The organism is Streptomyces sp. NBC_00322 (genome assembly GCF_036147535.1).
GTDB lineage: Bacteria > Actinomycetota > Actinomycetes > Streptomycetales > Streptomycetaceae > Streptomyces.
On record NZ_CP108019.1, the window covers coordinates 6,648,775 to 6,672,860 of the forward strand.

The following is a 24,086-nucleotide window of genomic DNA, read 5'->3' on the forward strand; positions in this document are numbered from 1 at the left end:
GTTGTCCTGGCGAAAGCCAAGAGAGCGTAAAGAAAGTGCCTCAGCCGCGACGTAGAAGGCGGGATGCACCGGCCGCGACCGTCGTCGCCAGAATCCAGCCGAGCAGGATCAGCGCCGTCGATGTCCATTGCCAGGCGCCGTCAAGTCTCCAATAGCTGTCCTGGCCGAGATCGATCACCGGCAGCAGCAGATCCAGAGCATAGAGCGCCGCGTTCCACTGCGGATGCTCGTCCGCCTTGAGCGGCGCCGGATCCACCTGCGCGAAGGCGACGGCTCCCGCCGCCCACAGCACCGCCATCCACAGGGCCGCCCGGCCGGGGCGGTAGCCGTAGGCCACGGTCCAGTCCTGGAGGTAGCCCCAGAGCTTCGCGGCCAGCGGCAGCGTCTCGCGGCGGCGGCGCTGTTTGGCGAGCAGTACCTCGCGGGCGTCCGCGTCCTCGCCGCTGTTGCGCAGCACGGTCGCGAGACGTTCGTACGGCTCCGGCGAGTACTCCGGGGTCGCCGAAGCCACCCACTCCAGACGGCGGCTGAGCGGGAACTCCTCGTACGGGACGAGGTTCTCGTAGACGAATCCGCCCATCGCGAGGCCGCCGGGGCCGGGCCAGCTCGCCGCCAGGTCGATCAGCGTCACGATCTTCGCGCCGTTCAGCACGACACGTCCCTCCTCCGGGCGCTCCGCGTTGAAGCGCAGCTCCGGGGTGACGATCCGGCGCAGCGACAGCTCCTCGCGCGCGTTCAGTACGAAGCGGGCCCGGTGCAGATCGACCGCGTCGCCGAAGCGCCCGTCATCGAGCCGCACACCGCCGTGGCACTGGAAGGGCTGCAGCCGGGTGCCGCGTGACGGCGTTCCGGTGCTGCCTGTACCGAAGGGGGGAGTGGCTCCCTGATTGCCCGTGGACTCGCTCACCCACGCGCCGGTCAGATAGAGGGTCCGCTCCACGCTCAGCTGCGGGGCGTTGAGTGCGCGCCGCTCCCCGGCCGCGCGCAGCCGGCTGCCCCGCAGACTCAGCGAGACCCCGACCTTCGCACCGCGCAGACTGAACTCGCCGTACGTCTCTATCAGTTCGGCCTGTAAGTCCTGTGCGACCGACATTCCGTCCGCGGTGATCGCCCGGCCCCTGCGGTCCGGCCGGACATGGATCTGGTTGATCAGCAGATCGGTGCCGATCTGTGCGTCGGTCAGCCGTATGCCGTGCTCGATCCGGCAGCGCGGCAGATGCAGATCACCTTCGGTGCGCAGCCGGGCCGCCTCGATCCGGGGGATCGCGCAACCGACCATGCGGACGGTGGTGAAGTGCGCCTCGGGCATCAGTACTTCGCTGTCGAAGCGACAGCCGTTCAGCTCGACGTACGGTGCGATGCTGCCGCCCGCGAGCTTGAGCGTGCCGGTGATCTGGACCCCGCGGAGCTTGAGCGCGGCGACCCGGCCGGGCAGCGCGGGCGGACCGCTCAGCAGCAGCCGGGCGACGATGGACGCGCGGACGCTGCGTTCGGGGCCCCAGGGGCGGGGTGAGAAGGGATCGTTCAGCAGGGGGTTGGGATCGCTCAGGTCGTGCGTACTCCCGTTTCTGAAGGCGTTCCACATGTCCACTTCGGTCCGGCTCAGTCCGTCCGGAGGCCCGTCGTCCAGCGGCTCGGTCAATGCCGCTCCTTCGCTTGCTTGGTTCGTACAGCTGTTCTTCCCGCTGAGTGACGGACTGAACGCTAGTGGTCATGAACAACATCCGGGGGCCGTATCAGCCACTGATACGGGCGACCACCTGCCGAATCCGGTCTGAGAGAATTGGTTCCGTGATCTCACGAATCGATCTGCGTGGCGACGCCCTCCCCGAGGGTGCCGCTCTGCGTGACCTGCTGCCCCGTGCCGAGTTCGACGTGGAAGCCGCCCTGGAGAAGGTGCGGCCCATCTGCGAGGCCGTGCATCATCGGGGCACATCGGCGCTGATCGACTACGCGGAGAAGTTCGACGGCGTGAAGCTGGAGCGGGTGCGAGTGCCCGCGGCCGCACTGGCCGATGCCCTGGAGCAGCTGGATCCCGAGGTCAGGGCCGCCCTGGAGGAGTCGATCAGGCGCGCCAGGATCGTGCACCGCGCGCAGCGCCGGGACGCCCACACCACCCAGGTGGTCCCCGGCGGCACGGTGACCGAGAAGTGGGTCCCGGTCGAGCGCGTGGGTCTGTACGCACCCGGCGGCCGCTCGGTCTACCCCTCCTCCGTGATCATGAACGCCGTACCGGCGCAGGAGGCCGGTGTCGAGTCGATCGCCCTCGCCTCCCCGCCGCAGAAGCCCCGTTTTGAAGGAGACGCAGCCGGGGGGCTTCCGCATCCGACGATCCTCGCCGCCTGCGCGCTCCTCGGCGTCGACGAGGTGTACGCCGCGGGCGGCGCCCAGGCCGTCGCGATGTTCGCGTACGGCACCGAGGAGTGCGCTCCCGCGAACATGGTGACCGGCCCCGGCAATATCTGGGTCGCCGCCGCAAAGCGGTACTTCACGGGTCGTATCGGCATCGACACCGAGGCCGGGCCGACCGAGATCGCGATCCTCGCCGACGAGAGCGCCGATCCGGTGCATGTCGCCGCCGACCTGATCAGCCAGGCCGAGCACGACCCGATGGCCGCCGCGGTGCTGGTCACCGACTCCACCGAGCTCGCTGACGCGGTCGAGAAGGAGCTGGAGCCGCAGATCGCGGCCACCAAGCACGTCGAGGACCGGATCGTCCCGGCGCTGAGCGGCAGGCAGTCCGCGATCGTCCTGGTCGACGGAGTCGAGGAGGGCCTGCGGGTCGTCAACGCGTACGGCGCCGAGCACCTGGAGATCCAGACCGCCGACGCCGCCGCGGTCGCGGCCAGGGTCCGCAACGCCGGCGCGATCTTCGTCGGCCCCTGGGCACCGGTCTCGCTCGGCGACTACTGCGCCGGCTCGAACCACGTCCTGCCCACCGGCGGCTGCGCCTGTCACTCCTCCGGTCTCTCCGTCCAGTCCTTCCTGCGCGGCATCCACATCGTGGACTACACGCGAGACGCGCTCGCCGAGGTCACCCACCACGTCGTGACACTCGCCGAGGCCGAGGACCTGCCCGCGCACGGCGCGGCCATGAAGGCAAGGTTCGGATGGAAGGTGCCGAAGGAATGACCGGCATCGACGATCTGCCCATCAGGGACGAACTGCGCGGCAAGTCCCCTTACGGTGCGCCCCAGTTGGACGTTCCGGTACAGCTGAACACCAACGAGAACCCCTACCCGCTGCCCGAGCCGCTGGTCCGGCGTATCGCCGAGCGCGTCACCGAGGCCGCCCGCGGGCTCAACCGCTACCCCGACCGCGACGCGGTGGAACTGCGCACCGAGCTGGCCGCGTATCTGACCCGGACCGGGGGGCACCGGGTCGGCATCGAGAACGTCTGGGCGGCCAACGGCTCCAACGAGGTCATCCAGCAACTGCTGCAGACCTTCGGCGGCCCCGGCCGTACCGCGATCGGTTTCGAGCCCTCGTACTCCATGCACGGGCTGATCTCGCGCGGCACCGGCACCGGCTGGATCTCGGGACCGCGCAACGACGACTTCACGATCGACCTCACGGCCGCCGAGAAGGCGATAGCCGAGAACCGGCCCGACGTCGTCTTCATCACCTCGCCCAACAACCCCACGGGCACGGCGGTCGAGGCCGATACGGTCCGCGCGCTGTACGAGGCCGCACAGGCGGCCAAGCCCTCGCTCGTGGTCATCGACGAGGCGTACGTCGAATTCAGCCACCGCCCCTCGCTGCTCCCGCTGATCGAGGGCAGGCCGAATCTCGTCGTCTCGCGCACCATGTCCAAGGCCTTCGGCGCGGCCGGTCTGCGCCTGGGCTATCTGGCCGCACACCCCGCGGTCGTCGACGCCGTCCAGCTGGTGCGCCTGCCGTACCACCTGTCCGCCGTCACGCAGGCCACCGCGCTCGCCGCGCTGGAGCACACCGATACGCTGCTCGGGTATGTCGAGCAGCTGAAGACCGAGCGGGACCGCCTGGTCGGCGAGCTGCGCGCGATCGGCTGGGAGGTCACCGAATCGGACGCCAACTTCGTCCAGTTCGGCCGCTTCGACGACGCGCACGCCGCCTGGCAGAAGATCCTCGACCGGGGTGTCCTGGTCCGTGACAACTCAGTGCCCGGGTGGCTGCGCGTCACCGCCGGTACCCCCTCCGAGAACGACGCGTTCCTCGACGCGGTTCGTGAGCTGAAGAAGGAGTACGACGTATGACTCGCGAGGGTCGTGTGGGAAGAGCAGAACGCACCACCAAGGAGACGTCCGTCGTCGTCGAGATCGATCTCGACGGCCACGGAAAGGTCGATGTGTCGACCGGGGTCGGCTTCTACGACCACATGCTCGACCAGCTCGGCCGCCACGGCCTGTTCGACCTCACCGTGAAGACCGAGGGCGATCTGCACATCGACTCGCACCACACCATCGAGGACACCGCCCTCGCGCTGGGCGCCGCCTTCAAGCAGGCGCTCGGCGACAAGGTGGGGATTTATCGATTCGGCAACTGCACGGTGCCGCTGGACGAGTCCCTCGCCCAGGTCACCGTGGACCTGTCGGGCCGCCCGTACCTCGTGCACACCGAGCCCGAGAACATGGCGCCCATGATCGGCTCCTACGACACGACGATGACCCGGCACATCCTGGAGTCCTTCGTGGCGCAGGCGCAGATCGCCCTGCACGTCCACGTCCCGTACGGACGCAACGCGCACCACATCGTGGAGTGCCAGTTCAAGGCGCTGGCCCGAGCTCTGCGGTACGCCAGTGAGCGCGACCCGCGCGCCGCCGGCATCCTCCCCTCCACGAAGGGCGCGCTCTAACCCCATGACCGGCCTCTCCACCATCCTCATCGTCGTCGGGCTCTTCCTCGCCGGCGGCGTGTACTCCTTCTCCAAGCAGAAAATGCCCATGGGCCTGATCGTGCTCCTCGGCATCGGCTCGGTGATGTGTCTCGTCGCCGGTGTCCTGCGGATTCAGGGGATCTGGGAATGACCGCGAGCAAGAAAGTCGTCGTCTTCGACTACGGATTCGGCAATGTCCGCTCCGCCGAGCGGGCACTGGCCCGCGTCGGCGCGGACGTCGAGATCACCCGCGATTTCGACAGGGCGATGAACGCCGACGGGCTCCTCGTGCCCGGCGTCGGCGCCTTCTCCGCCTGCATGGAGGGCCTGAAGAAGGCCCGCGGCGAGTGGATCGTCGGCCGCAGGCTCGCCGGCGGCCGGCCGGTCATGGGCATCTGCGTCGGTATGCAGATCCTCTTCGCGCGCGGCATCGAGCACGGAGTCGAGACCGAGGGCCTGGACGAGTGGCCCGGCACGGTCGGCCCGCTCAAGGCCCCGATCGTCCCCCACATGGGCTGGAACACCGTCGAGGCGGCCGCGGACAGTCAGCTCTTCGCCGGAGTCGACCCCGACGCCCGGTTCTACTTCGTGCACTCCTACGCCGTGCACGAATGGGAGCTGGAAGTCACCAACCCCGCCATCCGCGCGCCCCAGGTCACCTGGGCGACCCACGGCGAGCGCTTCGTCGCCGCCGTGGAGAACAGCGCGCTGTGGGCGACGCAGTTCCACCCCGAGAAGTCCGGCGACGCCGGCGCCCAGCTGCTGACCAACTGGATCGAGACGCTGTAATGCCGAAGCTTGAACTCCTTCCCGCAGTCGACGTCCGCGACGGCCAGGCCGTCCGCCTCGTCCATGGCGAGTCCGGTTCGGAGACCTCCTACGGCTCTCCCCTCGAAGCCGCCCTCGCCTGGCAGCGCGCGGGCGCCGAGTGGCTGCATCTCGTCGACCTGGACGCCGCCTTCGGCACCGGCGACAACCGCTCGCTGATCGCCGAGGTCGCCGGAGCGATGGACATCAAGGTCGAGCTGTCCGGTGGCATCCGCGACGACGCCTCGCTCGCGGCCGCGCTGGCCACCGGCTGCACCCGGGTCAACCTGGGCACGGCCGCGCTGGAGACCCCCGAGTGGGTCGCCAAGGTCATCGCCGAGCACGGCGACAAGATCGCGATCGGCCTGGACGTACGCGGCACGACGCTGCGCGGCCGCGGCTGGACCCGCGACGGCGGCGATCTGTACGAGACGCTCGCCCGGCTCGACTCCGAGGGCTGCGCCCGCTACGTCGTCACCGACATCGCCAAGGACGGCACCCTCCAGGGCCCCAACCTGGAGCTGCTGCGCAATGTCTGCGCGGTCACCGACAAGCCGGTCGTCGCATCCGGCGGCGTCTCCTCGCTCGACGACCTGCGCGCGATCGCCGGTCTCGTTCCCGAGGGCGTCGAGGGCGCGATCGTCGGAAAGGCGCTGTACGCCAAGGCGTTCACCCTCGAAGAAGCCCTCGCGGCGGTGGCGGAATGACCGGCGTCGTACGCCGTGTCGCATCCGACGGCCCGTGGGAGGAAGCCTTCGGCTACTCCCGGGCCGTGGAGCTGCCGAACGGCCTTGTCCTGGTGTCCGGTTGCACCTCCGTGGTCGACGGCGTGGTTCTCGACGGCTCTCCCTACGACCAGGCGATCACCGCTTTCGGTGTGGCCGTGGGCGCGCTGAGGGACCTCGGTCTCGACCGCGAGCACGTGGTGCGCACGCGGATGTACGTCTCCCACGCCCGGGACGTGGAGGAGATCGGCCGCGCCCACCGGGAGCTGTTCGGCACCGTCCGTCCCGCAGCGTCGATGCTCATCGTCTCCGGCTTCGTCGACCCCCGGCTGGTCGTCGAGGTCGAGGTCGAGGCGTACCGAGGAGGTGCCGCATGACACTCGCGGTCCGAGTCATTCCCTGCCTGGACGTGGACAACGGCCGGGTCGTCAAGGGCGTCAACTTCCAGAACCTGCGCGACGCGGGCGACCCCGTCGAGATGGCCAGGCTGTACGACGCCGAGGGCGCCGACGAACTGACCTTCCTCGACATCACCGCCTCCTCCGGCAACCGTGAGACGACGTACGACGTGGTGCGCCGCACCGCCGAGCAGGTCTTCATCCCGCTGACCGTGGGCGGCGGGGTGCGCAGCGCCGACGACGTGGACAAGCTGCTGCGCGCGGGCGCCGACAAGGTGGGCGTGAACACCGCGGCGATCGCCCGCCCCGAGCTGATCCGTGAGATCGCCGAGCGCTTCGGCCGCCAGGTCCTGGTGCTGTCGGTCGACGCGCGGCGCACGCCCCAGGGCAGCTTCGAGGTCACCACGCACGGCGGCCGCAGGGGCACCGGCATCGACGCCGTCGAATGGGCGCACCGGGCCGCCGAGTTGGGCGCCGGCGAGATCCTGCTCAACTCGATGGACGCCGACGGCACCAAGGACGGCTACGACACGGAGATGATCGCGGCGGTGCGGCGGCACGTCACGGTCCCGGTCATCGCGAGCGGCGGCGCGGGCAAGCTGGCGGACTTCCCCCCGGCGATCGCGGCCGGCGCGGACGCGGTCCTCGCGGCCTCGGTCTTCCACTTCGGCGATCTGCGGATATCGCAGGTCAAGGACACCCTGCGACAGGCCGGTCACCCCGTCCGCTGAGCCGTGCCTACATCCCGAACGGCGTGACCTCGTGCAGCCGCGCGATCGCGTCCTTGTCGCCCTCCAGCTCCACCCGCGCCACGTCCTGCCGCCCGAACGCGAACAGCGTCAGCTCGCTGGGTTCCCCGGTCACCGTCACCACCGGGGTGCCCCGCTGGGCGACCGCCGTCTGCCCGTCCGCACGGCGCAGCACCAGGCCGACCGGTGACCTGCGGCCCAGCAGCCGGGCCCCCTTCTCCAGCCGGGACCACAGGGCGTTCTCGAAGACCGGGTCCAGCTGGCGCGGCGTCCAGTCTTCCTGCGCCCGCCGCACATCCTCGGTGTGGACGAAGAACTCGACGGTGTTCGCCGCCTCGTCCAGCTGCTTGATGCCGTACGGGGACATCCGCGGCGGTCCCGTACGGATGAGCTGGATCAGCTCCTCGTAGGGCTTCGCGGCGAATTCCGCCTGCACCCGCTCCAGGCGCGGCTTGAGCGCGCCGATCAGGATCCCGCCCGCGGCGTCCGCCCGCCGCTCACGCACCACCACATGGGCGGCCAGATCCCTGGCCGTCCAGCCCTCGCACAGGGTCGGGGCCTCGGGGCCCGCCGATTCCAACAGGTCGGCGAGCAGAAGTCGTTCACGCTTCGCATGGGTCGACATGTCCGCCAGCGTACGGCGGCGGTGGTGGGTCCGCCCAGTGGACGCACCGCCCGTCGTACCGGCGCGGCACGGCACAATGGGCGTATGACCAGCAGTGTCCCCGCAAGTTCCCTCGATCCCGCCGTCGCCGCCCGCCTCAGGCGCACCGCCGACGGCCTGGTTCCGGCCATCGCCCAGCAGTACGACACCGGTGAGGTGCTGATGCTCGGCTGGATGGACGACGAGGCGTTGCATCGCACCCTGACCACCGGCCGTTGCACCTACTGGTCCCGCAGTCGCCAGGAGTACTGGGTCAAGGGCGACACCTCCGGCCATGTCCAGCACGTCAAGTCCGTCGCCCTCGACTGCGACGCCGACACGATCCTCGTCAAGGTCGACCAGGTGGGCGCCGCCTGCCACACCGGGGCCCGTACCTGCTTCGACGCCGACGTTCTCCTGGACAAGTAGGGTCGGGCGCCATGGATCTCGAGACCTTCCGCAAGCTGGCCGCCGACCGCCGTGTCATCCCCGTCAGCCGCCGCCTCCTCGCGGACGGCGACACCCCGGTCGGGCTCTACCGCAAGCTCGCCGCCGAGCGGTCCGGCACCTTCCTTCTCGAATCCGCCGAGAACGGCCGCTCCTGGTCGCGCTACTCCTTCATCGGCGTACGCTCCGCCGCGACCCTCACCGAACGCGAAGGCTCGACCCACTGGCTCGGCACCCCGCCGGTCGGCGTCCCCGTCGACGGCGACCCGCTGCAGGCCCTGCGCACCACCGTCGAGACGCTGCACACCCCGCGCGACCTCGCGTCCGGCATGCCGCCCTTCACCGGCGGCATGGTCGGCTATCTCGGATACGACATCGTCCGCAGGCTGGAGAAGATCGGCCCCGGCGAGCGCGACGACCTGGGGCTCCCCGAGCTGACCATGCTGCTCACCTCGGACCTCGCCGTACTCGACCACTGGGACGGCACGGTCCTGCTGATCGCCAACGCGATCAACCACAACGACCTCGACACCGGCGTCGACGAGGCGTACGCCGACGCCGTCGCCCGCCTCGACGCCATGGAGGACGACCTCGCCCGGCCGCTCGCCTCCGCGCCCGCCGCGCTGCCGCCCTCCGAACTGCCCGAGTTCACCGTGCCGTGGGGCGGCAAGGACTACCAGGACGCCGTCGAGGACATCAAGGAGCGCATCCGGGCCGGCGAGGCCTTCCAGGTCGTGCCCTCCCAGCGCTTCGAAACCCCGTGCAGGGCAAGCGCGCTGGACGTCTACCGGGTCCTGCGGGCCACCAACCCCAGCCCGTACATGTACCTCTTCCGCTTCGACGGCTTCGACGTCGTCGGCTCCAGCCCCGAGGCCCTGGTCAAGGTCGAGGACGGGCACGCCATGGTCCACCCGATCGCCGGGACCCGGCCGCGCGGTACGACCCCGCAGGAGGACCAGGCACTGGCCGACGAGCTGATGGCCGACCCCAAGGAGCGGGCCGAGCACCTGATGCTCGTCGACCTCGGCCGCAACGACCTGGGCCGGGTCTGTGAGCCCGGCAGCGTCGAGGTCGTCGACTTCATGACGATCGAGCGGTACTCCCACGTCATGCACATCGTCTCGACCGTGACGGGCCGGGTCGCCGAAGGCCGTACCGCCTTCGACGTGCTCACCGCCTGCTTCCCCGCCGGCACGCTCTCCGGCGCCCCCAAGCCCCGCGCGATGCAGATCATCGACGAGCTGGAGCCCTCGCGCCGCGGACTGTACGGCGGCTGCGTCGGCTATCTCGACTTCGCGGGCGACTCCGACACCGCGATCGCCATCCGCACCGCGCTGCTGCGCGACGGCACGGCATTCGTGCAGGCCGGAGCCGGTGTCGTCGCCGACTCGGATCCGGTGGGCGAGGACACCGAGTGCCGTAACAAGGCGGCCGCGGTGCTCCGTGCCGTCCATACGGCGAACCGCCTCACCGCGTGAACGGGCGGTAAGGGATAGTGGGGTATGTGAGTGCTGTACCCGTACCCCAGCCCCGCGCCGCAGCCGCATCCGCCGCCGACAGCGGCAGGCGCAGCCTCGCCGTGGCCCTGCTCCTCGGCGCCGTCGGCGCCACCGTCGTGCTGCTCTCCTCCGGCCGGACCTGGGCCGAGGGCCGGGCCGCCGTCGGCGGCGGCACCCTGCCGCTCAACGCCGCGGGCAGCGATGTCACCGGCGTCCCGACGGCCCTTGCCATCGTCGGCCTGGCCGCCCTCGTGGCCGTCTTCGCGGTCCGCCGCGCCGGCCGACTGCTGGTCGCCGCCCTGCTCGCCCTCAGCGGCGCGGGCGCGGCGCTCGCCTCCTTCCTCGGGGCGTCCGACAGCGCGGCGCTCGACGAGAAGGCGGCGAGGACGACCGGTGACACGGCTGCCACGGTCGACGCCCTCACCCACACGGCCTGGCCCTATGTGACCGTGGCGGGCAGCCTGCTGATCCTGCTCGCGGGCCTGCTCGCGCTGCGGTACGGCAAGCAGTGGCCGGCCATGTCGGGCCGCTACGAGCGCGACGGCACCCCCCGGCCCCGCAAGGCCGCGGTCGTGGACCCGGACCGTCCCGAGGACCTGTGGAAGGCCCTGGACCGTGGCGAGGACCCGACCCGCGAAGCGTGAGACACCCCACGTCATCGCATGCCGTGGCGTACGGGACAATGAGAGACGAGCCTCGGCTCAGCACAGCGCAACCACCCCAGAGCATCAGCAACGAGGAGCAAACTCATGGCGGGCAGCAGCCACGGACACACCCCGGCCGCCTGGACCGGTGTCACCATCTCCTTCATCGGCTTCTGCATCGCAGGCGTCTTCATGGTGGCGGCCAACCCGGTCGGCTTCTGGGGTGGAATCGCCGTCGTCTTCCTCGGCGGCATCGTCGGTGGCGCCATGAAGGCCGCGGGCCTGGGCATGCCGAAGGAGACCGAGGCGCAGGTGCGGGCCAGGACGCAGCCGGCGACGGTCACCGCGCAGCCCGCCACCGCGCAGACCTCCGCCTGAGACCGGCACACCACAGCTGAACGAGGAAGGCGCAGCCGGGCACGGCCGGGCTGCGCCTTCCCGTACGAACGGGCAGAATCACGGGGTGGACGCCATGCCTTCCTCGCCTTTTTCCGCCGGACCCGCACCCGGCCCGGCCCCGCTCGCGCGGCGCCTGGCCACGCCCCTGGCCACCCTCACCGGGGTCGCCGCGGCCTTCGCGTACGTCGGCACGGTCGATCCCAACGAACCGGGCCACTACCCGGTCTGTCCGCTGCTGCGCCTCACGGGCATCTACTGCCCCGGCTGCGGCGGGCTCCGCAGCGCGCACGCCTTCATCCACGGCGATCTGACCGGCGCGCTCGGCTCCAACGCCATGGCGGTCGCGGGCTACGGAATCTTCGCGGTGGTGTGGGTGATCTGGCTGATTCGCGCCGTACGTGGCGAGCGCATGCGGATCGCCGTCTCTCCCGTCTGGTGGTGGACGCTCGGCGGTGTACTGCTGATCTTCAGCGTGGTCCGGAACCTTCCATTCGGCTCCGCGCTCGCTCCCTGACCGCGCACCGAAGTCCCAGGTAGTGGGACAGACGTCAACCTGATGCGAGCCCGGAGCCGTGCTGCGGATACCATCGAGATGGCTGATCCTGAACCATCATCACCGTCCCGGAAGGGGGCCGCTCGCGTGAGTGTGCTCGACGAGATCATCGAAGGCGTGCGCGCGGACCTCGCAGAGCGGCAGGCGCGCGTGAGCCTCGACGAGCTCAAGGAGCGCGCCGCCAAGGCTCCTGCGGCCAAGGACGGCGTCGCCGCACTCCGCGGCGAGGGCGTCCATGTGATCTGCGAGGTCAAGCGCTCCAGCCCGTCGAAGGGCGCGCTCGCCGCGATCGCCGACCCGGCCGGACTCGCCGCCGACTACGAGGCGGGCGGGGCGGCCATCATCTCCGTACTGACCGAGCAGCGCCGCTTCGGAGGATCCCTCGCCGACCTCGAAGCCGTTCGCGCCAAGGTCGACATCCCCTTGCTGCGCAAGGACTTCATCGTCACGGCGTACCAGCTGTGGGAGGCGAGGGCGTACGGCGCCGACCTCGTGCTGCTGATCGTCGCCGCGCTGGAGCAGGAAGCCCTGGTCTCGCTGATCGAGCGGGCAGAGTCCATCGGGCTCACCCCGCTGGTCGAGGTCCACGACGAGGACGAGGTCGAGCGCGCGGTCGAGGCCGGAGCGAAGATCATCGGTGTCAACGCCCGCGATCTGAAGACGCTCCAGGTCGACCGCTCCACCTTCGAGCGGATCGCCCCCGAGATCCCGGCGCACATCGTCAAGATCGCCGAGTCCGGTGTGCGCGGTCCGCACGACCTCATCGCCTACGCCAACGCCGGTGCCGACGCCGTTCTCGTCGGTGAGTCCCTGGTCACCGGCCGTGACCCCAAGTCGGCCGTCGCCGACCTGGTCGCCGCCGGAGCCCACCCCGCCCTGCGGCACGGGCGGAGCTGACCCAGCGATGACCGTCCGCCGCGCCTGCCGACCGACCACCCCGGGCCGCCGCCCGGGGCTGGCCGGTGCGCGCGCCGGACTGCCCGCGCGCGACCCGCACGCGCCGCTCGCCCGGGGCTGCAAACCGCGCGGCTGCCGGGCCCCGGCTCGCCGGGTACACGGTCGGCGGGTGCGGTACGTGATCGGCTCGGAGCCGGGCCAGGTCAACGGCATGCGATGGCGCGGGGCCTGCGCGCGCTAGGCGGTTTTCCCCTACCCGCCCCTTCTCCCCGGGCTTGCCCCCAGACCCCGTATGCGACCTTCGGCCGCATGTCCTCAATCGCCGGACGGGCTTGAATTCCCCCCGGTCGGCCTGACTTTTCAGGCCGACCAAGGAAATTCAGCCCCGCCGGCGTTTGAGGCGCAAGGAGGTTGGGGGTCCCCCCGGACGGAGTCCGGGGGAGGGCGGGGTGGGGAAAACACCCCCGGTCACCCCGGACGCGCGCGCATACCGTGTCCCTGCACACCAGACTTCTGGGGCATCAGCCCTGACAAGGAGCACGTCGCCATGTCCAGCGACTTCTTCATCCCGGACCCGGAGGGTCACGTCCCCACCCCCGAGGGCTACTTCGGCGCCTTCGGCGGCAAGTTCATCCCCGAGGCCCTCGTCGCCGCCGTCGACGAGGTCTCCGTCGAGTACGACAAGGCCAAGGCCGACCCCGCCTTCGCCGCCGAGCTCAACGACCTGATGGTCAACTACACGGGCCGCCCCAGCGCGCTGACCGAGGTGCCCCGGTTCGCCGAGCACGCCGGTGGCGCCCGGGTCTTCCTCAAGCGGGAGGACCTCAACCACACCGGCTCACACAAGATCAACAACGTGCTGGGCCAGGCGCTGCTCACCAAGCGGATGGGCAAGACCCGCGTCATCGCCGAGACCGGCGCGGGCCAGCACGGCGTCGCCACCGCGACCGCCTGTGCCCTCTTCGGCCTCGAGTGCACGATCTACATGGGCGAGATCGACACCCAGCGCCAGGCCCTGAACGTGGCCCGGATGCGGATGCTCGGCGCCGAGGTCATCCCCGTGACCTCGGGCAGCAGGACTCTGAAGGACGCCATCAACGAGGCGTTCCGCGACTGGGTCGCCAATGTGGACCGTACGCACTACCTCTTCGGCACGGTCGCCGGACCGCACCCCTTCCCCGCGATGGTCCGCGACTTCCATCGCGTCATCGGTGTGGAGGCCCGCCGCCAGATCCTTCAGCGGGCGGGACGCCTGCCGGACGCGGCCGTCGCCTGTGTCGGCGGCGGATCGAACGCGATCGGCCTGTTCCATGCCTTCCTCCCCGACGCGGATGTCCGTCTCGTCGGCTGCGAGCCCGCGGGCCACGGCATCGAGTCGGGGGAGCACGCGGCCACCCTGACCGCGGGCGAGCCGGGCATCCTGCACGGCTCAAGGTCGTACGTCCTGCAGGACGAGGAGGGCCAGATCACCGAGCCGTACTCGATCTCGGCCGGACTCGACTACCCGGGCATCGGCCCCGAGCACTCCTACCTCAAGGACAGCGGGCGCGCCGAGTACCGCGCGGTGACCGACGACGAGGCCATGCAGTCGCTGCGGCTGCTGTCGCGCACCGAGGGCATCATCCCGGCGATCGAGTCGGCGCACGCGCTGGCCGGAGCGCTGGAACTCGGCAAGGAGCTGGGCAGGGACGGGCTGATCCTGGTCAATCTGTCCGGGCGCGGCGACAAGGACATGGACACCGCCGCCCGTTACTTCGGGCTGTACGACGGCGAGGGGGACGCGAAGTGAGCGGCAACATTCAACTGTTGAGCGACACCCTGGCGCAGGCCAGGAACGAGAACCGGGCCGCCCTCATCGCGTACCTCCCGGCCGGCTTCCCGACCGTCGACGGCGGGATCGCGGCGGTCAAGGCCGCCCTCGACGGCGGCGCGGACATCGTCGAGGTCGGGCTGCCGCACAGCGACCCCGTCCTCGACGGCCCCGTCATCCAGACCGCCGACGACATCGCCCTGCGCGGCGGCGTCAAGATCGCCGATGTGATGCGTACGGTCCGCGAGGCGTACGAGGCCACCGGAAAGCCGGTCCTCGTCATGACGTACTGGAATCCGATCGACCGGTACGGCATCGAGCGCTTCACCACCGAGCTCGCCGAGGCGGGCGGCGCGGGCTGCATCCTGCCCGACCTGCCGGTCGAGGAGGCCGGTACGTGGCGGGAGCACGCCGAGAAGCACGGCCTCGCCACGGTCTTCGTCGTCGCGCCCAGCAGCAAGGACGCGCGGCTCGCGCAGATCACGGCGGCCGGTTCCGGCTTTGTGTACGCGGCCTCGCTGATGGGTGTCACCGGCACCCGCGAGTCCGTGGGCGCACAGGCCCAGGACCTGGTGCGGCGCACCCGTGCCACCACCGAGCTGCCGGTCTGCGTGGGCCTCGGCGTCTCCAACCCCGAGCAGGCCGCCGAGGTCGCCTCCTTCGCCGACGGCGTCATCGTCGGGTCCGCTTTCGTCAAGCGGCTCCTCGACGCACCGGACGACGCCGAGGGCCTGGTCGCGGTACGCGAACTGGCTGCCGAGCTGGCCAAGGGCGTGCGCAGGGGCGCGTAGCTCGTACGAGTGGATCTGGGACCGGGGAGGCGTGCAGCGCCTCCCCGGTTCGTTTGTGGGATGTGAGCGAGAAGAACCAGGAACGGAAGCGGACCGCGCGAGAGCGGCTCCAGCAGGAACGCGAGCAGGAGAAGGCGCGTGAGAAGCGCCGGCGGCTGCTGATCGTCTCGGCCGCGGTGGTGGGCGTCCTCGGCCTCGCCGCCGTGATCGGGGTGATCGCGGCCAATGCCGGGAAGAAGGACGGCGGCTCCGACGCCGGTCCGCTGCAGGCGCCCGCGGGCGTGCAGGGCAAGGACCAGCTCGCCATCCCGGTGGGCGCGAGCGACGCCCCCTCGACGCTCACGGTGTGGGAGGACTTCCGCTGCCCGGTCTGCGCCCAGTTCGAGAACGCTTTCCGGGACACGATCCACGACCTGGAGGCAACAGGCCAGGTCAAGGCCGAGTACCACCTCGCCACCATCATCGACGGGAACATGGGCGGCAGCGGCTCGCTGCGCGCCGGGAACGCCGCGGCCTGCGCGCAGGACGTCGGCAAGTTCGACCCGTACCACGACGTCCTCTACCAGAACCAGCCGCCCGAGACGGAGGATGGCTTCGGCGAGAACAGCAGGCTGATCGAGCTCGCCGGCAAGGTCGAGGGCCTCGACACCCCCGCCTTCCGCTCCTGCGTGGAGGACGGCACGCACGACACGTGGGTGCAGAAGTCGGCCACCGCGTTCACGAACAGCGGCTTCCGCGGCACGCCGACCGTGCTGCTCAACGGGGAGAAGGTCTTCCCGTACAAGGGCGGCGAGCAGATCTCCCCGGCCAACCTGAAGAAGTGGGTCGCCGAGGCGAACAAGGGCAAGAAGCCGGGCACCCAGCGGTCGACACCGACCCCGAGCGCTCCATCCTCCTGACCGTTCGCGGCCCCCAGGCTCTGCCGTACAGGGCCGGGGCTCGTTATCCAGACGTTGCCGGGTGGGTTGCCGTACGTCCCACCCGGCAGGGTAGCGTCGGTCCTGCCATGGAACTTGCCTACATTCCCAGCCCGTCGACCGGAGTGATCCATCTCGGACCGCTCCCGCTGCGCGGCTACGCGTTCTGCATCATCATCGGCGTCTTCGTGGCCGTCTGGTACGGCAACAAGCGCTGGATCGCCCGGGGCGGCAAAGCCGGCACCGTGGCCGACATCGCCGTCTGGGCGGTGCCCTTCGGTCTCGTCGGCGGCCGGCTCTACCACGTGATCACCGACTACCAGCTGTACTTCAGCGAGGGTGAGAACTGGGTCGACGCCTTCAAGATCTGGCAGGGCGGCCTCGGTATCTGGGGCGCGATCGCCCTGGGCGCGGTCGGTGCCTGGATCGGCTGCCGCCGCCGCGGGATCCCTCTCCCGGCCTGGGCGGACGCCCTCGCACCCGCCGTCGCGTTCGCGCAGGCGATCGGCCGCTGGGGCAACTGGTTCAACCAGGAGCTGTACGGCAAGAAGACCGACCTGCCCTGGGCCCTCAAGATCACCGAGGGTACGAACCGGGAGGCGGGCCTGTACCACCCGACCTTCCTGTACGAGTCGCTGTGGTGCATCGGCGTCGCGCTGCTGGTCATCTGGGCCGACCGCCGCTTCAAGCTGGGGCACGGCCGGGCGTTCGCGCTGTATGTCGCGTCGTACTGCGTGGGCCGGGCCTGGATCGAGTACATGCGCGTCGACGAGGCGCACCACGTGCTGGGACTGCGCCTGAATGTGTGGACCGCGATCGTCGTCTTCGTGCTGGCGGTGACGTACATCGTGATCTCGGCGAGGGTGCGGCCGGGGCGCGAGGAGGTCGTCGAGCCGGAGAGGCCCGCGAAGACCGCTCCTGTTGACGCTGACGACGCTCCGAGTGACGACGCTCCCGCCGATGATGCTGCGGACGGCGACGCTGGGGACGGCGACCCTGCGGACGGTGACGAGAAGGCTGAGCCGGACGCCGGTGCGGCTTCCGCCGACGCGGAGTCGGCCAAGAAGGGCTGACCGCGGGTAAAGCGCGCGACGAGGCCGCCGGGACCGAAAGGTTCCGGCGGCCTTCCGCTTTCAGGAACTCCATTTCCATGAACCCTCGCGGCGGGCGAGAGCCAGCGTCCGCTGCGCCGCGGCCACGATCGCCGCGTCGACGAAGCGGCCGTCGGGCAGGGCGAGCGCGCCCCCGTCCGTTGCGGCCGCCTTGACGATCTCCTCCGCCGCCTCGATCTCCTCGGGCGTCGGGCGGAACGCCCGCTCGATGACGGGGAGTTGGCGGGGGTGGATGGCTGCCCGGCCCAGGAAGCCGAGGGCGCGGCCGTGGGTGCAGGAGGCGTAGAGGGCGTCGAGGTCGCGGATGTCGGGGAAGACGGACTGGGCCGGGGGCGCGAGACCGGCCGCGCGCGCGGCGACCACGATGCGGGTGCGCGGCCAGTCGAGGGAGGTGCCGTCCCGTACCCCGAGGTCCGCGCGGAGGTCGGCCTCGCCGATGGCGATGCCGTGGACGGCGGGATGGGCGGTGGCGATCGCGTACGCGTGCTCGATGGCGAGAGCCGATTCGAGCAGCGGATAGAGGGGGATGCCCGGGGCGCGGGCCGCGATCCGCCGGATGTCAGTGGCGTGTGCGACCTTTGGAATACGCAGAGCACAGAGGCCCGGAAGTGCGATGAGGGCCTCGATGTCATGGGGGGTGTTGATGCGGACATGGACCGGAAGGGTCTGGGGGGAAGCGAGAAGGTCGGCGGTGGCGGCCAGCGCGTATTTCTTGCGGTCGGGGGCCACGGCGTCCTCGAGGTCGACGATCACCACGTCGGCGCCGGAGGCGAGTGCCTTGTGCACCACTTCGGGGCGGTCCCCGGGTGCGTACAGATAGGTGAGCGGGGTGGTCATAGGGCGCCCTGGGTACGGAGTGCGGCGATATCGGCCCGGGACAGGCCGAGTTCGGTGAGGACGGCATCCGTGTCGGCGCCGTGCGGTCGGCCCGCCCAGCGGATGGCGCCGGGGGTCTCGGAGAGCCGGAAGAGGACGTTCTGCATACGGAGGGGGCCGAGCTCGGGGTCGGGGACCTCGGTGATGGTGTCCAGCGCCTGGTACTGGGGGTCTTCCATGACGTCCCGGACGTCGTAGATCGGGGCGATCGCGGCTTCGGCCTTCTCGAAGGCGGCCATGGTCTCGGCGCGGGTGCGCCGGGCGATCCAGCCGCCGACCGCCTCGTCGAGCACGTCGCAGTGCTCGGCGCGTCCGCTGCCGCTGCCGAACCACGGCTCGTCGATCAGATCCGGACGGCCGACGAGATGCATGACGCGTTCGGCGATGGACTGCGCGGAGGTGGACACGGCCAGCCAGGAGCCGTCGGCGGTGCGGTAGGTGTTGCGGGGGGCGTTGTTGCGGGAGCGGTTGCCGGTGCGGGTCTGTACGTAACCGAGCTGGTCGAACCAGAGCGGCTGCGGGCCGAGGACCGTCAGGATCGGCTCGATGATCGCCAGGTCGACGACCTGGCCACGGCCCGTGGCGGTGCGGGCGGCGAGTGCGGTCATGACGGCGTACGAGGTGGCGAGCGCGGCGATCGAGTCGGCGAGGCCGAACGGAGGGAGGGTGGGCGGACCGTCGGGCTCGCCCGTGATCGCGGCGAAGCCGCTCATCGCCTCGGCGAGGGTGCCGAAGCCGGGACGGTGCGAGTACGGGCCGAACTGCCCGAAGCCGGTGACGCGGGTCAGGACGATACGGGGGTTGGCACTGCTCAGCTCGTCCCAGCCGAGCTGCCACTTCTCCAGGGTGCCGGGGCGGAAGTTCTCGATGATGACATCGGCGGTGGTCGCGAGGCGGAGGAGGGTCGCGCGGCCGCCTGGGGTGGACAGATCGAGGGTGACGGTGCGCTTGTTGCGGCCGAGCAGCTTCCACCACAGACCGACGCCGTCCTTGTCGGGGCCATGGCCCCGGGAGGGGTCGGGGCGGGTGGGGTGCTCGACCTTGATGACCTCCGCGCCGAAGTCGCCGAGCATGGTGGCGGCGAGCGGGCCCGCGAAGAGAGTGGCCAGGTCGAGGACGCGCAGCCCCTGCAGCGGGGAGGGAGCCGGGGGCTTGGGCTGTGCGGTCATGAGGCGTCGATCTCGGGGCGGTACGGCATGGAGGTGGAGGCTCCGGGGCGCTGGACGCACAGGGCGGCGGCCGCGGATGCCCAGGCGAGGGCCTGCTCCACGGGCTTGCCCTCGCCGAGTGCGACGGCGAGCGCGCCGACGAAGGTGTCACCGGCGCCGGTGGTGTCGACCGCGGTGACCTTGGGGGCGGGGACGGTGAAGGGCGTGGTTCCCCGGCTCGCGTAAAGACAGCCCGCCGAGCCGAGGGTGATCACCACCTCGGGGACCTGGCGCAGCAGGGCCTCGGCCGCGGTGTGCGGGTCGGCGACACCGGTGAGCGTGGCCGCCTCGTGCTCATTGGGCACCAACAGGTCCGTGGCGGCGAGCAGTTCGGGAGGCAGGGGCTGGGCGGGGGAAGGGGTGAGGACGGTCCGTACACCGTGGCGGCGTGCGGTTTCGGCGCCTTCGAGCACGGCGCTGAGGGGGAGTTCGAGCTGGAGGAGGAGCGTGTCGGCGGTGGCGATGAGGGCCTCGTCGCCGGGGGCGAGGGAGGTGACGGTGCCGTTCGCGCCGGGGATCACGACGATCGAATTGCCGCCCTCGTCGTCGACGACGATGTGGGCGGTGCCGGAGGGGCCCTCGGCGGTGCGCAGGAGATCGGTGTCGACACCGGAGGAGACGAGGGTATGCCGCAGGCGCCCGCCGAACTCGTCCGAGCCGATCGCGCCGATCATGGCGACATCGCCGCCGGCACGGGCGGCGGCCACGGCCTGGTTGGCGCCCTTGCCGCCGGGGATCGTGCGGAACTCCCGTCCCGTGACGGTCTCCCCGCGCTTGGGTGCGTTGGCGACGTAGGCCACGAGGTCCATGTTGGTGCTGCCGAGCACGGCGATGACGGTCATGGGCGGAGTACCTCCTGGTGAGTGAGGTGGGCGAGGGTGTCGAAGCCGATGCCGTCGAAACCGGCGACGGAGGTGGCGAGACGGTTCTTGAGCGGGGTGGTCCAGTGGCCGGGGAGGGCGTCGGGGCTGCCGGCGAGCAGGCCCGCGAGGGACCCGGCGGTCGCGCCGTTGGAGTCGGTGTCCCATCCGCCGGAGACGGCACGGCAGATGGAGCCGCTGAAGTCGCCGTCGGCGTGGGTGAGGGCGGCCGCGAGGATGGCGGCGTTGGGGACGGCGTGGACCCAGTGGTAGTGGCCGAGTGCGGCGTGGAGATGGTCCACGACGGTGTCGAAGTCCGGTTCGGCGCGGGCGGTGTCGATGCCGAACCGGACGGCCCGTGAGAGGCGGGAACGCGGGGGAACGACGGTGAGCCCGGCGGCGAGGGCGTCGTGCACACCGGCTGTGCCGCCGGCCGCGGTGGCCAGGGCGGCGGCGATGAACATCGCACCGTAGACGCCGTTCGCGGTGTGGGTGAGGCAGGCGTCGCGGTGGGCCTGCGCGGCGGCGGCCGCGGGGTCGCCGGGGTGCGTCCAGCCGTGGATGTCGGCACGGATGGCGGCGCCGATCCACTCCCGGAAGGGGTTGCGGCGGGCGGCGGTGAGCGGGGGTTCGACGCCGGAGAGGAGATTGCGGTACGCGATGCGCTCGGCGGTGAAGGTGCGGCCGGCCGGGAGCTCGTCGAGCCACAGCTGTGCGAGTTCGGCGGTGGTGAACGCCTTTCCGTGGCGCTGGAGGAGAAGGAGGTTCAGCAGGGGGTAGTTGAGGTCGTCGTCCTCGGGCATGCCGTCGATGTTCTCGGCGAGCGAGGTGGCGGCGGACCGGCGGTTCCAGGGGTGGGCGGCGGCGAGTTCAGGGGGGAGGCCCCTGGCGGTGAACCAGGTGGTGAGGGGCCAGTTGCCGGTGGCGCGGGCGAGGGCGCGGATGGCGTGGAGGGGGAGCTTTTCGACGGGCTTGCCGAGGAGACAGCCGACGGCGCGGCCGAGCCAGGCGGCGTGGAGTGTGCCCGGGTCACTGGGGGTGGGGCGGGTCGCGGGCGGGGCCGGCCAGGCGGGGCAGGCAGCGGTGATCAGCGTCAGGGGTGTGGGCTCGTACTCCGTCAACGGGGAGGGAAGCAGGGCCAGTTCGTCCAGGAGCTCGTGTGCCAGGGCGCGCAGGTGCGGGGGCGCGGGGGTGGGGGACGCTCCGGCGCGGGGTGGGGCCGGGGGGCCGCCCGCCCGGAGCCAGCGGCTGCGGATGTCCCGCGCGTCGCGGCCGTCCTCCTCTGCCTGGCGCAGTTCATGGCCGAGCAGGTCCTCCGGCTGGACCCAGGTGAGGCGCAGGCCCGTCATGGCAGGTCCGTCAACCGGGCGAACGCCGACTCGTGGGCCCGGCGGCGCTCGCGGTCACGAGTGAAGATCTCCCGGGCGACCGCGGCCAGCTCCCCCGCCGGGGCGTGCAGGTCGATACGGCTGGCCTCGGCCACCGTCTTCGCCCAGTCGCTCGGCACCGCGGACTCCCCGTGGAGCGCGCCCGCGATCGCACCGGCCATGGAGGCGATCGAGTCGCAGTCGCGCCCGTAGTTGACTGCTCCTAGGACGGTACGGCGGTAGTCGCCGCCGCCGACCATCAGCATGCCCAGGGCGATGGGCAGTTCCTCGATGGAGTGCAGCCGCGAGGGGCGGCGGGCGGCGAGGGAGGGGGAGCGGTAGTCCGGGCCGACCGTGTCGAAGGGGGCGACCGCGGCGCGCAGCGGAGCCAGTGCCGACTCGAAGTCCGAGTGCTGGGCGGCGACTTCGGCGACCGACTCGATCGCCGCCTGCGTACCGTCCTTGGCGAGGGAGAGCGCGGTGTCGATCACCGTGGTGGGGGTGGCGTCCGGGAGAGCGGCCGCCGCGACCGCCGCGGCGAAAACGCCCGCCGCCTCGCGGCCGTAGGAGGACTGGTGGGCGCCGGCGATGTCGACGGCCTCGGCGTAGGCGGCCGTCGGATGGGCCGCGTTGACCAGGCCCACCGGAGCCATGTACATCGCCGCGCCGCAGTTGACGATGTTGCCGACGCCTGCCTCGCGCGGGTCGTTGTGGCCGTAGTGGAGGCGGGTCACCATCCACTTCTCGGCCAGGAACACGCGTTGCAGGGGCAGTGCCTCCGCCTCCAGCTCCGGGATCCAGCGGGGGGTCGAGATCAGGTCGGGGACCAGATGGTCGGCGACGGCGTACGCGTCGAGGTGGTCGCGGACGGTCGCGTACACACGGACCAGCGCGTGCGTCATCAGGGTGTCGTCGGTGATGTGCCCGTCGCCCTTGTGGTACGGAGCGATGGGGCGGGCGGTTCGCCATTCGTCGCCGTGCCAGGGGCCGACGATGCCATGGACGCGGCCGCCGTGCCGCTCCACGATCTGCTCGGGGGAGTAGCCCTCGACCGGGCCGCCGAGCGCGTCACCGACCGCCGCGCCGATCAGGCTGCCCGTGATCCGGTCATCGAGTGTGAGCGTCTCGAGTGTCGTCGTCATGTCGGAATTGTCCACCCGGGGCGGTCAGTTCCGTGTGTGCGAGCAGCCCGGCGAGTTCGACGAGATCCGTCCCGGCGAGGCGGGGGAGGGCGCAGCCGGCGAGGGTCCGGCAGGCGTCGCGCCAGGTGGCGGGGACGGAGTCACCGCCGCCGAGCGCGCCGGTCAGCGCACCGGCGAGGGCGGGGGCGGAGTCGGCCACTCGGGACAGACAGGCGGCGGCGGGCACGGCCTCGGCGACCCGGCCGCGGGCGGCGACGGCCAGGGCGAGGGCGACGGGGACGGTCTCGGCGGCGGCGATGCCGTAGCTGTAGACGTGGTCGACGATCTGGTGCTCCAGAAGGGGCACGAGTTCGAAGGCGCCCGTCGAGTCGCGGGCGAGCTTGACGGCGTGGTGGGCGTTGCGGCCGATCTCGGTGGCGTCGGGGAGCTCGGCGAGTGCGGCGTCGACGGCGTCGTCGACGGATGCCCCGCCGAGCGCGGCGGCGACGGCCGCGGCCATGGCGCGGGCGCCGTGCACTCCGTCGCCGTCCTGGCTGTAGCGCGCGTCGAACTCGGCGAGTTCGGCGGCGGCGGCCGGGTCGCCGGGGTGGACGACGGCGAGGACCGCGGCGCGTACGCAGGCGGCGTCGTCGAAGTAGTGCGGGTTGTCATGGCCGGTGGCGGGAGGGCGCAGTCCGGTGGCGAGATTGCCGAGTCCGGCGCGTACGGAGATACGGGCGCGGAGGGGGAGCACGGCGGACTCGACCTCGGGGGCGCGGTCGGCGGCCGCGGCGACCTCGCTGGCGAGCGAGTTCCAGGCGAGATCGACGGCGGCGCGCATCCGGCGGCCGGGGGCGAGCCCGGCGAAGAGGTCCCCGGCGGCGGTGAGCACGGTCTCGGCGGCGAAGGCGGCCCATTCGGCGTCGTCGGACGGGCCGAGGCGGAGGGGTTCGGGAGGCTGGTTGAGGGCGATGGGTACGGGGAGGGTGGTGGTGGCGTTCTGCTCGGCGAAGGTATCGAGCTCACGGGTGAGCCGCCGGGTCCACTCGGGCATCCGCGCCGCCCGATGCCGCGCGGCGGGCCACCCGGCGGCGTCCCCGGCGGCGAGCCCGAGGAGCAGCCCTTCGATGGGCCGGGCCGGGGGCTTTTCCCCCACCCCGTGCGCCTCGGCCGCGCGGGCGGGCCGACCCCCGGGCCTCCGGCGGATGCTGGTCGCTTCGCCCGCTGCCTCGCGCAAGCGGCGCGCGCTGGCCGCGGCCGGTGCGCTGCCTGCCGGGCTGCTCGCCGCTTCGGGCGTGCGGACTGCGCTGTCCGCGGGCCTGGGCGATGCTGCTCCCGAGCGGAGCGCCTCCGGGGCTGCCGGTGCCCGGCCCGAGGCGATGCCAGGCGCTTCGCGCGAGCCGCCCGC

The 24,086-nt window shown here is 71.5% G+C and carries 27 protein-coding genes; 19 read left to right on the plus strand and 8 right to left on the minus strand.

From position 1 onward, the window contains the following. Nucleotides 1-40: 40 nt before the first annotated feature. Nucleotides 41-1,642, minus strand: coding sequence for an oxidoreductase (locus OG905_RS30305; protein ID WP_328678828.1), 1,602 nt, complete (start codon nucleotides 1,640-1,642; stop codon nucleotides 41-43). Nucleotides 1,643-1,791: 149 nt separating this feature from the next. Between OG905_RS30305 and hisD the strand changes: the two genes are divergently transcribed. Genes hisD through hisF form a run of 8 tightly spaced genes read left to right on the plus strand, consistent with a single transcriptional unit; the run spans nucleotide 1,792 to nucleotide 7,516 of the window. Beyond that, nucleotides 1,792-3,132 carry a histidinol dehydrogenase gene (gene hisD, locus OG905_RS30310; RefSeq protein ID WP_328678830.1) on the plus strand — a complete coding sequence of 447 codons (1,341 nt, stop codon included), beginning with the start codon at nucleotides 1,792-1,794 and terminating at the stop codon, nucleotides 3,130-3,132. Beyond that, the gene (locus OG905_RS30315; RefSeq protein WP_328678832.1) at nucleotides 3,129-4,235 is read left to right on the plus strand and encodes a histidinol-phosphate transaminase; all 1,107 of its coding nucleotides are present in this window, start codon (nucleotides 3,129-3,131) and stop codon (nucleotides 4,233-4,235) included. Before hisD ends, OG905_RS30315 begins: the two co-directional genes overlap by 4 nt. Further along, entirely contained in the window at nucleotides 4,232-4,834 is a 603-nt protein-coding gene (hisB, locus tag OG905_RS30320; protein WP_328678833.1) for an imidazoleglycerol-phosphate dehydratase HisB, read from the plus strand. The genes OG905_RS30315 and hisB overlap by 4 nt, the downstream gene beginning before the upstream one ends. A 4-nt stretch (nucleotides 4,835-4,838) precedes the next feature. Continuing rightward, nucleotides 4,839-5,006, plus strand: a complete 168-nt coding sequence (locus OG905_RS30325) for a hypothetical protein (protein ID WP_175258652.1) — start codon at nucleotides 4,839-4,841, stop codon at nucleotides 5,004-5,006. Next, the gene (gene hisH, locus OG905_RS30330) at nucleotides 5,003-5,644 is read left to right on the plus strand and encodes an imidazole glycerol phosphate synthase subunit HisH (RefSeq protein ID WP_328678838.1); all 642 of its coding nucleotides are present in this window, start codon (nucleotides 5,003-5,005) and stop codon (nucleotides 5,642-5,644) included. Before OG905_RS30325 ends, hisH begins: the two co-directional genes overlap by 4 nt. Continuing rightward, nucleotides 5,644-6,369, plus strand: a complete 726-nt coding sequence (priA, locus tag OG905_RS30335; protein ID WP_328678839.1) for a bifunctional 1-(5-phosphoribosyl)-5-((5-phosphoribosylamino)methylideneamino)imidazole-4-carboxamide isomerase/phosphoribosylanthranilate isomerase PriA — start codon at nucleotides 5,644-5,646, stop codon at nucleotides 6,367-6,369. The genes hisH and priA overlap by 1 nt, the downstream gene beginning before the upstream one ends. Further along, the gene (locus tag OG905_RS30340; protein ID WP_328678840.1) at nucleotides 6,366-6,764 is read left to right on the plus strand and encodes a Rid family hydrolase; all 399 of its coding nucleotides are present in this window, start codon (nucleotides 6,366-6,368) and stop codon (nucleotides 6,762-6,764) included. The genes priA and OG905_RS30340 overlap by 4 nt, the downstream gene beginning before the upstream one ends. Continuing rightward, nucleotides 6,761-7,516, plus strand: a complete 756-nt coding sequence (gene hisF / locus OG905_RS30345; RefSeq protein ID WP_328678841.1) for an imidazole glycerol phosphate synthase subunit HisF — start codon at nucleotides 6,761-6,763, stop codon at nucleotides 7,514-7,516. Before OG905_RS30340 ends, hisF begins: the two co-directional genes overlap by 4 nt. A gap of 7 nt (nucleotides 7,517-7,523) precedes the next feature. On the opposite strand, the gene OG905_RS30350 is transcribed toward hisF, so the two are convergent. Continuing rightward, entirely contained in the window at nucleotides 7,524-8,159 is a 636-nt protein-coding gene (locus OG905_RS30350) for a TIGR03085 family metal-binding protein (protein ID WP_328678842.1), read from the minus strand. Between the two features lie 84 nt (nucleotides 8,160-8,243). On the opposite strand from OG905_RS30350, the gene hisI reads away from it, so the two are divergent. The 11 genes from hisI to lgt all read left to right on the plus strand — a co-directional run bounded on the left by hisI (nucleotide 8,244) and on the right by lgt (nucleotide 17,207). Then, on the plus strand, nucleotides 8,244-8,606 hold the full coding sequence (gene hisI, locus OG905_RS30355; protein ID WP_328678843.1) for a phosphoribosyl-AMP cyclohydrolase: 363 nt from the start codon (nucleotides 8,244-8,246) through the stop codon (nucleotides 8,604-8,606). 11 nt (nucleotides 8,607-8,617) lie between these two features. Next, entirely contained in the window at nucleotides 8,618-10,102 is a 1,485-nt protein-coding gene (locus OG905_RS30360; RefSeq protein WP_328678844.1) for an anthranilate synthase component I, read from the plus strand. Between the two features lie 17 nt (nucleotides 10,103-10,119). Continuing rightward, nucleotides 10,120-10,767 carry a TIGR02234 family membrane protein gene (locus tag OG905_RS30365; RefSeq protein ID WP_328678845.1) on the plus strand — a complete coding sequence of 216 codons (648 nt, stop codon included), beginning with the start codon at nucleotides 10,120-10,122 and terminating at the stop codon, nucleotides 10,765-10,767. A 105-nt stretch (nucleotides 10,768-10,872) separates the two neighbouring features. Further along, nucleotides 10,873-11,145, plus strand: a complete 273-nt coding sequence (locus tag OG905_RS30370) for an HGxxPAAW family protein (protein ID WP_328678846.1) — start codon at nucleotides 10,873-10,875, stop codon at nucleotides 11,143-11,145. 94 nt (nucleotides 11,146-11,239) lie between these two features. Continuing rightward, nucleotides 11,240-11,680, plus strand: a complete 441-nt coding sequence (locus OG905_RS30375) for a DUF2752 domain-containing protein (RefSeq protein ID WP_328682688.1) — start codon at nucleotides 11,240-11,242, stop codon at nucleotides 11,678-11,680. 126 nt (nucleotides 11,681-11,806) lie between these two features. After that, entirely contained in the window at nucleotides 11,807-12,616 is an 810-nt protein-coding gene (gene trpC / locus OG905_RS30380) for an indole-3-glycerol phosphate synthase TrpC (RefSeq protein ID WP_328678847.1), read from the plus strand. Nucleotides 12,617-12,623: 7 nt separating this feature from the next. After that, on the plus strand, nucleotides 12,624-12,857 hold the full coding sequence (gene trpM / locus OG905_RS30385) for a tryptophan biosynthesis modulator TrpM (RefSeq protein ID WP_328678848.1): 234 nt from the start codon (nucleotides 12,624-12,626) through the stop codon (nucleotides 12,855-12,857). 306 nt (nucleotides 12,858-13,163) lie between these two features. Then, a complete protein-coding gene (trpB, locus tag OG905_RS30390; RefSeq protein WP_328678849.1) occupies nucleotides 13,164-14,405 on the plus strand; it encodes a tryptophan synthase subunit beta in 1,242 nt (413 codons plus the stop codon). Beyond that, nucleotides 14,402-15,217, plus strand: a complete 816-nt coding sequence (trpA, locus tag OG905_RS30395) for a tryptophan synthase subunit alpha (protein ID WP_328678850.1) — start codon at nucleotides 14,402-14,404, stop codon at nucleotides 15,215-15,217. Before trpB ends, trpA begins: the two co-directional genes overlap by 4 nt. Nucleotides 15,218-15,279: 62 nt before the next feature. Next, on the plus strand, nucleotides 15,280-16,116 hold the full coding sequence (locus OG905_RS30400; RefSeq protein ID WP_328678851.1) for a DsbA family protein: 837 nt from the start codon (nucleotides 15,280-15,282) through the stop codon (nucleotides 16,114-16,116). Between the two features lie 107 nt (nucleotides 16,117-16,223). Continuing rightward, complete coding sequence (gene lgt, locus OG905_RS30405) at nucleotides 16,224-17,207, plus strand: prolipoprotein diacylglyceryl transferase (RefSeq protein ID WP_328678852.1); 984 nt, start codon at nucleotides 16,224-16,226, stop codon at nucleotides 17,205-17,207. A gap of 60 nt (nucleotides 17,208-17,267) precedes the next feature. Here the strand turns inward: lgt and OG905_RS30410 are convergent, their stop codons facing one another. The 6 genes from OG905_RS30410 to OG905_RS30435 are packed head-to-tail and all read right to left on the minus strand — an operon-like array spanning nucleotide 17,268 to nucleotide 24,059. Beyond that, nucleotides 17,268-18,083, minus strand: a complete 816-nt coding sequence (locus OG905_RS30410) for an HpcH/HpaI aldolase/citrate lyase family protein (protein WP_328678853.1) — start codon at nucleotides 18,081-18,083, stop codon at nucleotides 17,268-17,270. After that, nucleotides 18,080-19,291 carry a CaiB/BaiF CoA transferase family protein gene (locus tag OG905_RS30415; protein ID WP_328678854.1) on the minus strand — a complete coding sequence of 404 codons (1,212 nt, stop codon included), beginning with the start codon at nucleotides 19,289-19,291 and terminating at the stop codon, nucleotides 18,080-18,082. Before OG905_RS30415 ends, OG905_RS30410 begins: the two co-directional genes overlap by 4 nt. Continuing rightward, on the minus strand, nucleotides 19,288-20,172 hold the full coding sequence (gene rbsK, locus OG905_RS30420; RefSeq protein ID WP_328678855.1) for a ribokinase: 885 nt from the start codon (nucleotides 20,170-20,172) through the stop codon (nucleotides 19,288-19,290). Before rbsK ends, OG905_RS30415 begins: the two co-directional genes overlap by 4 nt. After that, nucleotides 20,169-21,539, minus strand: a complete 1,371-nt coding sequence (locus OG905_RS30425) for an ADP-ribosylglycohydrolase family protein (protein WP_328678856.1) — start codon at nucleotides 21,537-21,539, stop codon at nucleotides 20,169-20,171. The genes rbsK and OG905_RS30425 overlap by 4 nt, the downstream gene beginning before the upstream one ends. Next, nucleotides 21,536-22,699: an ADP-ribosylglycohydrolase family protein gene (locus OG905_RS30430; RefSeq protein ID WP_328678857.1), complete on the minus strand. Its 1,164-nt coding sequence runs from the start codon at nucleotides 22,697-22,699 to the stop codon at nucleotides 21,536-21,538. The genes OG905_RS30425 and OG905_RS30430 overlap by 4 nt, the downstream gene beginning before the upstream one ends. Continuing rightward, the gene (locus OG905_RS30435) at nucleotides 22,665-24,059 is read right to left on the minus strand and encodes an ADP-ribosylglycohydrolase family protein (RefSeq protein WP_443044095.1); all 1,395 of its coding nucleotides are present in this window, start codon (nucleotides 24,057-24,059) and stop codon (nucleotides 22,665-22,667) included. Before OG905_RS30435 ends, OG905_RS30430 begins: the two co-directional genes overlap by 35 nt. Between the last annotated feature and the right edge of the window lie 27 nt (nucleotides 24,060-24,086).

Bases quoted from the DNA above. Each gene is read 5' to 3' on its own strand.
- priA (WP_328678839.1), top strand. From the start codon at position 5,644: ATGCCGAAGCTTGAACTCCTTCCCGCAGTCGACGTCCGCGACGGCCAG.
- rbsK (WP_328678855.1), bottom strand. From the start codon at position 20,172: ATGACCGTCATCGCCGTGCTCGGCAGCACCAACATGGACCTCGTGGCC.
- OG905_RS30370 (WP_328678846.1), top strand. From the start codon at position 10,873: ATGGCGGGCAGCAGCCACGGACACACCCCGGCCGCCTGGACCGGTGTC.
- hisH (WP_328678838.1), top strand. From the start codon at position 5,003: ATGACCGCGAGCAAGAAAGTCGTCGTCTTCGACTACGGATTCGGCAAT.
- OG905_RS30410 (WP_328678853.1), bottom strand. From the start codon at position 18,083: ATGACCACCCCGCTCACCTATCTGTACGCACCCGGGGACCGCCCCGAA.
- OG905_RS30430 (WP_328678857.1), bottom strand. From the start codon at position 22,699: ATGACGACGACACTCGAGACGCTCACACTCGATGACCGGATCACGGGC.
- OG905_RS30415 (WP_328678854.1), bottom strand. From the start codon at position 19,291: ATGACCGCACAGCCCAAGCCCCCGGCTCCCTCCCCGCTGCAGGGGCTG.
- hisI (WP_328678843.1), top strand. From the start codon at position 8,244: ATGACCAGCAGTGTCCCCGCAAGTTCCCTCGATCCCGCCGTCGCCGCC.
- trpM (WP_328678848.1), top strand. From the start codon at position 12,624: ATGACCGTCCGCCGCGCCTGCCGACCGACCACCCCGGGCCGCCGCCCG.
- trpB (WP_328678849.1), top strand. From the start codon at position 13,164: ATGTCCAGCGACTTCTTCATCCCGGACCCGGAGGGTCACGTCCCCACC.
- OG905_RS30375 (WP_328682688.1), top strand. From the start codon at position 11,240: ATGCCTTCCTCGCCTTTTTCCGCCGGACCCGCACCCGGCCCGGCCCCG.
- OG905_RS30350 (WP_328678842.1), bottom strand. From the start codon at position 8,159: ATGTCGACCCATGCGAAGCGTGAACGACTTCTGCTCGCCGACCTGTTG.
- OG905_RS30360 (WP_328678844.1), top strand. From the start codon at position 8,618: ATGGATCTCGAGACCTTCCGCAAGCTGGCCGCCGACCGCCGTGTCATC.
- OG905_RS30325 (WP_175258652.1), top strand. From the start codon at position 4,839: ATGACCGGCCTCTCCACCATCCTCATCGTCGTCGGGCTCTTCCTCGCC.
- hisB (WP_328678833.1), top strand. From the start codon at position 4,232: ATGACTCGCGAGGGTCGTGTGGGAAGAGCAGAACGCACCACCAAGGAG.
- OG905_RS30340 (WP_328678840.1), top strand. From the start codon at position 6,366: ATGACCGGCGTCGTACGCCGTGTCGCATCCGACGGCCCGTGGGAGGAA.
- OG905_RS30315 (WP_328678832.1), top strand. From the start codon at position 3,129: ATGACCGGCATCGACGATCTGCCCATCAGGGACGAACTGCGCGGCAAG.
- OG905_RS30425 (WP_328678856.1), bottom strand. From the start codon at position 21,539: ATGACGGGCCTGCGCCTCACCTGGGTCCAGCCGGAGGACCTGCTCGGC.
- lgt (WP_328678852.1), top strand. From the start codon at position 16,224: ATGGAACTTGCCTACATTCCCAGCCCGTCGACCGGAGTGATCCATCTC.
- hisF (WP_328678841.1), top strand. From the start codon at position 6,761: ATGACACTCGCGGTCCGAGTCATTCCCTGCCTGGACGTGGACAACGGC.